Genomic DNA, 6,939 nt, shown 5'->3' with positions numbered 1-6,939 from the left:
TGGATAAAGATGAAGTGTTATCTATTACTGCCCATGAAATTGGCCATTATATAAAAGGACATATTTGGAAGAGTATAATATTAGGAGGCTTGTTTTCAGCAGTTTTAATGTACTTAGTATATAGGACTTCTAATTGGATACTTATAAATTCCAATGGAGTATTTGGATTTAATAGATTATATGATATAGCTTCTATTCCTTTAATTATCTTAGTATTAAACTTCTATATGTTTTTCGCAAATCCAATAATCAATTTTAGCTCTAGACAGATGGAAAGGGAGGCCGATATGATAGAAATACAATTGACAAAAAATAAAGAGGCAGCTATATCTACTATGTTAAAACTATATGAAGGCAATTTAAGTATTCCTAGGCCGAGTAAATTATTTAAAATATGGTACCATAGCCATCCTACAGCAGAAGAAAGAATTAAGTTTTTTACTGAATATTAATATTCTAATAGATAATCTTTAAGACCTTTTCTAGAGTTAAGTCTTTTTAATTTTTTTAATGCTTTATTTTCAATTTGCCTAATTCTTTCCCTTGTCAGGTCATATTTATTTCCGATGGCCTCTAGAGTTAAGGGATCATTTCCATTTAAACCGAATCTAAGCTCCAAAACCTCCTTTTCTTTGGGAGATAATGTATTTAGTATTTCTATTAATTGTTCTTTTAAGCTTTCTGAAACAATTATATCTTCAACGGAAATATCTTGGCAAGGGATATAATCTTGAAGTTCTACATAGTTTTCATCTGAATCTGTATTTATAATAGAGTTTAGGGAAGTAAAGTTAGAATAGTTTTTCTTGTAATAATTAATTAAAAGATATTCTTGTTCTGTCATATTTGCTTCGTGACATAGCTCTTTCAAATCAATTTCTTCGTTTTTAGCTATATAATTGTTTTCCACCGTAGATAGACTGTTAATTTTTTCATATATATAAGCAGGGAGTCTTACCATATATCCATTGTTCATTAAGGCCCTATCCATCTGTTGGACAATCCAATAATATACATAGGTAGAAAAGCTAGTATCTCTAGTAGTATCAAATCTTTCTATACCTTTCATCATGCCAATAACCCCTTCTTGTACTAAATCTTCTAATGTGTAACAAGTAGGATTTTTCATTCTCTTTCTTGCTGCAGAATATATTAGGCCTATATTATTTACTATAATTTTATTCCGAATATTTATATCCTTATTTTTCTTATAAAGGGCAACAAGCTCTTCGTTGGAAATATAATTCTTTTCCTTTAATTTTAAATGGTTAGCTTTCATTTCCATCACCTAGTATATTATATTCTACATAGATTTATAAAATCCTTCCTTTTTAGTAAACTATTGAAGATAAATTTATCTTGTTATATAATATATATAACAGATAGGAAGGATGAAGGATATGATTATTAAAATAGATTTTGAATCGGAAATGCCTATATATGAACAGTTAAGAAGACAAATAATAGAGGGAATAGCTAGGGGACAATTAGAGAAGGGAGAACAATTACCTTCGGTTAGGCAATTGGCGGAGGATATTGGAATCAATCTCCATACTGTAAATAAAACGTATAATATATTAAAGAATGAAGGTTTTTTAACCATAGATAGAAGAAGAGGGGCTATGGTAAATAATATAATGCCTAAAGCTACAGAGGAATATATAAAGCATTTGAAAGAGGAGTTGAAATACTTAATCTCCAATAGTTATTGTAGGGATATAGAAAAAGAAGAATTTTTGAATATTTGTAAAAGTATCTATGATGAGATATAGACAACTATAAAATCAGGTGGTGAATATAGATGACAGAAAGGTTCATATTAGCGTTAACTAATGGCTTTGTACTTTTATTAGCTCTATTAATCCAAATTATAATGCCTAAAACTACTAGAAAAAACATCCTATTTGGCGTTAAGGTGCCAGAAAATACTATGTATGATGAGGATGCAGTATTATTAGGAAGAAAGTTTATAAAGAATAACCTTTTAATAGGGATTCCTACTTTACTTATTTTATCATTTTCGTTATATCGATTTCCTAACCCTATTTTTTCAGTGATTATAGTATTTATATATTTAGGGATATTGTTTCTAATTTATTTGAAATTTAACTCTAAGACTAAAGAACTAAAAATGGTAAAGGGTTGGGATGAAAATGGGCAGAAGGTAGTAGTTGTAGACATGAAATATAGTAGAGATAAATCCAAATTAGGAATTATATCTCCTTTATGGTTCTTGATACCTTTAGTTTTAGTTTTATTTAATTTTATATTAGGAATAACCTTATACCCTACTTTACCGGATAGGATTCCTACCCATTGGAACTTTCAAGGTGAAATAACTACTTATAGTAATAAATCCTATGAAGTAGTATTAATGCTGCCTATGGTTCAATTGCTAATGTTGGGGATTTTGTACTTTTCCCATTGGAGTATTGGTAGGACCAAGCAGCAGATAAACCCAAACAATCCTAAGGATTCTTTAAAGAAAAACATCATATTTAGAAAAGCCTGGTCTATTTATCTGTTTATAATCACTTTATTAATTATCTTACTATTTACATCATTAAATTTATTATCTTACGGGATATTTTTTAAGACCATAAAAGTTGTCAATATCCTTAGCTGGATTATATTAGGATTTAGCATAATTGGTGCTATTATATTGAGTGTAAAAATAGGTCAAGGGGGAGAAAGATTAAAACTGAAAGATAATGAAGAGTTAGAGGGGATTTATGCTAGAGATGATGATTATCTATGGAAATTAGGTAATACGATATACTATAATCCAGAGGATTCATCTATCTTTGTAGAGAAGCGTTATGGTGTTGGTTGGACTGTCAATGTAGGAAGGCCTTTAGGGATGCTTTTTATGATATTACCCTTTATTATTGTTATTGTAATTTTAATTATAGTAGCAAGATTATGAGGAAAATATAGATGCTATATAATAATTAAAGTGATGGGTTCCCCATCACTTTAATTATGTCTTCTGGATAAATCCTCCAATAAATCGGAGGTTAATTTATTGATATCTTCAACTTTACTATTGAGTTCTTCAAATTTTTTACTCAATCCGCTATCTTTTGTTTTGCCTAAATCATTAGATGTAAGAAGCATATTTATGCTATTTAAATATTGGCTAGTGTTCCAATTGTTTTCATCAATTTTCTTAGTCTGACTTAATATTTCACCTATAGCTTTTGAATTTTTCATAGGACTCATCCTCTCTTAGTATTACACTTCTCCTTATCTAGTATGTGCGGAAAATAAAAAATTATTAAATTTTAAAAAGATACCATTTATAGGTGTCTACTTCATATTTTAATTCATATATTTTCTGAGTATTATTGATTGTACTTTGGCATCTATAGAGGATCATCTTGTTACCTGCTAGTTTTTCTTCTTCAGTAAATAAAATCTTATCTACTTTTATTACTTTATATGTATTGTTTTCATCTATAATTCTATATCTCAATGGAATTGGCTTTTCCTTAGTAGTAAACCAGGCAATCATCTCTATTGGTTTCATCAATATCTTCATATAATATCACTCCTAAAAAATACTAGACATCATAGGATAATCTTCTTCTGCCACTACCCCTCCGATAATAGGTTTTATACCAGAGTAGAGGAAGCAAGAGCGAATTACAGAACTGTATCCATATCTATATCTTATTTTATCTATGGTTTTATCTAGGATTTCTTCCCGTAGATCATAATCCTCCAATAGGGATAGTTGACAGAATTCATTGGAAGAAAGCTCAGATATATTTACGGAAAAACGCCTTATGGCTTCTCCCTCCCACATTTCATCAAATAGTTTCTTAGCAGTTTTATATATAGCATTAGTAGAATCTGTAGGTATATCTAGTTTTCTTTGGTGGGAATAGGAATGAAATTGGTGATTTTTCAAAGATACAGAAATTACCCTTCCACTTTGTTCTAAATCTCTTATTCTCATACCTACCATTTCCGATAGAGCCAATAGAAACATGTAACTTTCCTTCCTACTATCTACATCATAAGAGGTGGTGGTAGAATTGCCCACAGATTTTACTGGAAGGGGAATATTTCTTACAGGGGAATTTTCTATTCCATTGGCATATTCCCATATGAGAAGGCCAGGTTTTTTTAACCAAGAGTGTACATACTCCCTATCCAGTTTAGCCAATTCTCCTATAGTAAATATACCTCTCCCGTTAAGTTTCTTTTTAGTTCTAGAGCCTACCATAAATAGTTCATTTACCGGTAATGGCCACATTTTATCTTCTATCTCGTAATGAAATAGGGTATGTATTCTATCAGGCTTTTTAAAATCTGAAGCCATTTTAGCTAATAGTTTATTTGGACCTATACCAATATTCACCGTAAAACCTAGTTCTTTTTTTATTCTTTCCTTTATTTCATAGGCAATGTCTAGGAAATTTTGTTCAGTATCATAAGAATAATCTAAAAAAACCTCATCAATGGAATATCTTTGTATATAGGGAGAATATTCCTCTAATAAATCTACCATGGAACTACTAGCCTTCATATATCTCTCATAATTGGGAGGAATAATGGCTAGATTAGGACATTTTTGTTTAGCTGAATAAATGCTCTCTCCTGTTAAGATTCCATACTTTTTTGCAGGTATGGATTTAGCCAATACTATACCATGCCTTTTGGATTCATCGCCTCCTACTATTGATGGTATATTCCTTAAATCTGTACTTTCTCCATGTTGTAATCTATAGGCTGCTTCCCAAGAAAGGTAGGCAGAATTAACATCTATATGGAATATAATCCTGTGTTTCATAAAAATCCCTCCTAGGCCCATTATAACAGAACATATGTTTGATGTAAATAAGAATTTAATATTTTTCAAGATTATAGGGGTAGTATAATTATTAACGAGATTTTGGGTTATATATATAATAGTATGAAAATTAGATTAAATTATAGGAGTGGATTAAATGAATATAGATGAACTAACTATTAACACTTTAAGGGTTTTATCAGCAGAGGCTGTAGAAAGGGCTAAATCTGGCCACCCTGGTTTACCTTTAGGGGCAGCTCCAGCTGCATATACTCTTTGGGCAAAGATAATGCGCCATAACCCTAAAAATCCAAATTGGGTTAATAGGGATAGGTTTATTCTGTCGGCAGGCCATGGGTCTATGTTATTGTATTCTCTATTACATCTATTTGGATATGGTCTAGATAAGGAAGAACTAAAAAACTTTAGACAATTGGATAGTAAAACTCCTGGCCATCCTGAATATGGTCATACAGTAGGAGTAGAAGCCACGACTGGCCCTTTAGGGCAAGGATTTGCCAATGGTGTTGGGATGGCCATGGCAGAAGCTCATTTAGCGGCATACTTTAATAGACCAAGACATAATATCATAGATCATTATACTTATGTTCTCTCTGGAGATGGGTGCTTAATGGAAGGAATTAGTTATGAAGCAGCTTCTTTAGCAGGCCATTTAGGATTAGGGAAACTAATTGTACTTTATGATTCCAATTCTATTACAATAGAGGGAGGTACTGATTTAGCTTTTACAGAAGATGTACCTAAGCGTTTTCAAGCCTTAGGTTGGGAAACTTACAGAGTAGATGATGGGAATGATATAGAAAAGATCGAAGAAACCATAGTAAAAGCTAAGGAAAATACTTCTAAACCATCATTAATAGAGATAAAAACGGAAATAGGTTATGGTTCCCCAAAACAAGGAAAAAGTTCTGCCCATGGAGAACCTTTAGGGGAAGAAAATTTAAAAGAGCTGAAAAATTATTTAGGCTGGAAAGAGAAAGAAGAATTTACCGTACCAGAAGAAGTTAAAGAACATATGAAAAAGTTGATAGAAAAGGGAATAGAGGCGGAAGAAGACTGTAAGAGAAAATGGGAAAGATATAAAGAAGAATATCCAGATTTAGCTAAAGAATTAGCAAAGTGGATGGATTTAGAAATTCCTAAAGATTATTTAGAATCTGAAGAGTTTTGGAGTTTTGACAAAGGTATCTCTACAAGAGAAGCTTCTGGATTATTAATAAATAGATTAGCAGAGAAAATACCTAATCTAATGGGGGGTTCTGCAGATTTAGCACCTTCTAATAAGACTACTATGAGGGAAAGAAAGGTTTTTTCTTCTGATGATTACACTGGTTCTAATATCCACTTTGGAGTAAGGGAACATGCTATGGGAGCTATATTAAATGGAATGGCTTTACATGGCGGGTTAAGGGTATATGGAGGAACTTTTCTGGTATTTAGCGATTATATGAAACCCGCAATGAGATTAGCAGCCCTTATGAATCTACCAGTAACTTATGTATTAACCCATGACAGTATAGGGGTAGGAGAAGATGGACCTACTCACCAACCTATAGAACATCTGGCTATGTTGAGAACTATGCCAAATATGACGACGATTAGACCAGCTGATGCTAGAGAAACATCAGCAGCCTGGTATAGGGCATTGACAAAAGAAGGTCCAACAGCTTTAATACTTACAAGACAAGGGTTACCTCTTTTGAAGGGAACTGGGAAAGAGGCTTTAAAAGGAGGATATATATTAAAGGAAGATGGAAAAGTGGATATAATCCTAATGGGAACTGGTTCTGAAGTTCAGTTGATTTATGAAGCATCAAATAGATTAAAAGAGAAGGGAATTGGTACCAAAGTGGTAAGTATGCCCTCTTGGGAAATATTCGAAGAACAAACTGAAGAATATAAGGAAAAAGTATTGCCTAAAGAAATAACAAATAGATTAGCAGTAGAAGCAGCCTCTTCCTTTGGATGGCATAAATATGTAGGTAGCAATGGAAAGGTTTTAGGCCTTAAGGATTTTGGGGCTTCTGCACCAGGAAATGAATTATTTGAAAGATTTGGATTTACAGTAGATAGAATAGTAGAGGAAGCATTAAAGCTATTAGAAGATAAATAAAATTTCA

8 protein-coding genes are annotated in these 6,939 nt (G+C 32.0%); 4 read left to right on the top strand and 4 right to left on the bottom strand.

The window, feature by feature from the left end; translation table 11 throughout:
• The coding region (locus C3E89_RS11190; protein ID WP_236913030.1) for a M48 family metalloprotease at window positions 1-452 on the top strand (452 nt) is incomplete at its 5' end.
• Here C3E89_RS11190 and C3E89_RS11185 read toward each other — a convergent pair.
• Window positions 449-1,279, bottom strand: a complete 831-nt coding sequence (locus C3E89_RS11185) for a sigma-70 family RNA polymerase sigma factor (RefSeq protein ID WP_236913029.1) — start codon at window positions 1,277-1,279, stop codon at window positions 449-451. The genes C3E89_RS11190 and C3E89_RS11185 overlap by 4 nt on opposite strands.
• A gap of 121 nt (window positions 1,280-1,400) precedes the next feature.
• Here C3E89_RS11185 and C3E89_RS11180 point away from each other — a divergent pair, with 121 nt between their 5' ends.
• On the top strand, window positions 1,401-1,772 hold the full coding sequence (locus tag C3E89_RS11180) for a GntR family transcriptional regulator (RefSeq protein ID WP_005586991.1): 372 nt from the start codon (window positions 1,401-1,403) through the stop codon (window positions 1,770-1,772).
• Window positions 1,773-1,801: 29 nt separating this feature from the next.
• The gene (locus C3E89_RS11175) at window positions 1,802-2,926 is read left to right on the top strand and encodes a DUF1648 domain-containing protein (RefSeq protein ID WP_236913028.1); all 1,125 of its coding nucleotides are present in this window, start codon (window positions 1,802-1,804) and stop codon (window positions 2,924-2,926) included.
• 50 nt (window positions 2,927-2,976) lie between these two features.
• Here the strand turns inward: C3E89_RS11175 and C3E89_RS11170 are convergent, their stop codons facing one another.
• The 3 genes from C3E89_RS11170 to C3E89_RS11160 all read right to left on the bottom strand — a co-directional run bounded on the left by C3E89_RS11170 (window position 2,977) and on the right by C3E89_RS11160 (window position 4,798).
• On the bottom strand, window positions 2,977-3,213 hold the full coding sequence (locus C3E89_RS11170; RefSeq protein ID WP_236913027.1) for a hypothetical protein: 237 nt from the start codon (window positions 3,211-3,213) through the stop codon (window positions 2,977-2,979).
• 64 nt (window positions 3,214-3,277) lie between these two features.
• A complete protein-coding gene (locus C3E89_RS11165) occupies window positions 3,278-3,541 on the bottom strand; it encodes a hypothetical protein (protein WP_236913026.1) in 264 nt (87 codons plus the stop codon).
• A gap of 12 nt (window positions 3,542-3,553) precedes the next feature.
• Complete coding sequence (locus C3E89_RS11160) at window positions 3,554-4,798, bottom strand: Y-family DNA polymerase (protein WP_236913025.1); 1,245 nt, start codon at window positions 4,796-4,798, stop codon at window positions 3,554-3,556.
• Window positions 4,799-4,955: 157 nt separating this feature from the next.
• On the opposite strand from C3E89_RS11160, the gene tkt reads away from it, so the two are divergent.
• Entirely contained in the window at window positions 4,956-6,932 is a 1,977-nt protein-coding gene (gene tkt / locus C3E89_RS11155) for a transketolase (protein ID WP_236913024.1), read from the top strand.
• The last annotated feature ends 7 nt before the right edge of the window (window positions 6,933-6,939 follow it).

This window comes from Clostridium sp. Cult1 (assembly GCF_021655095.1).
GTDB lineage: Bacteria > Bacillota > Clostridia > Tissierellales > Tepidimicrobiaceae > Schnuerera.
This window is presented reverse-complemented; position numbering and strand designations above follow the sequence as displayed.

Coding starts and splice junctions, on each gene's coding strand:
- C3E89_RS11185 (WP_236913029.1), bottom strand. CDS start 1,279: ATGAAAGCTAACCATTTAAAATTAAAGGAAAAGAATTATATTTCCAAC.
- C3E89_RS11180 (WP_005586991.1), top strand. CDS start 1,401: ATGATTATTAAAATAGATTTTGAATCGGAAATGCCTATATATGAACAG.
- C3E89_RS11175 (WP_236913028.1), top strand. CDS start 1,802: ATGACAGAAAGGTTCATATTAGCGTTAACTAATGGCTTTGTACTTTTA.
- tkt (WP_236913024.1), top strand. CDS start 4,956: ATGAATATAGATGAACTAACTATTAACACTTTAAGGGTTTTATCAGCA.
- C3E89_RS11170 (WP_236913027.1), bottom strand. CDS start 3,213: ATGAAAAATTCAAAAGCTATAGGTGAAATATTAAGTCAGACTAAGAAA.
- C3E89_RS11165 (WP_236913026.1), bottom strand. CDS start 3,541: ATGAAGATATTGATGAAACCAATAGAGATGATTGCCTGGTTTACTACT.
- C3E89_RS11160 (WP_236913025.1), bottom strand. CDS start 4,798: ATGAAACACAGGATTATATTCCATATAGATGTTAATTCTGCCTACCTT.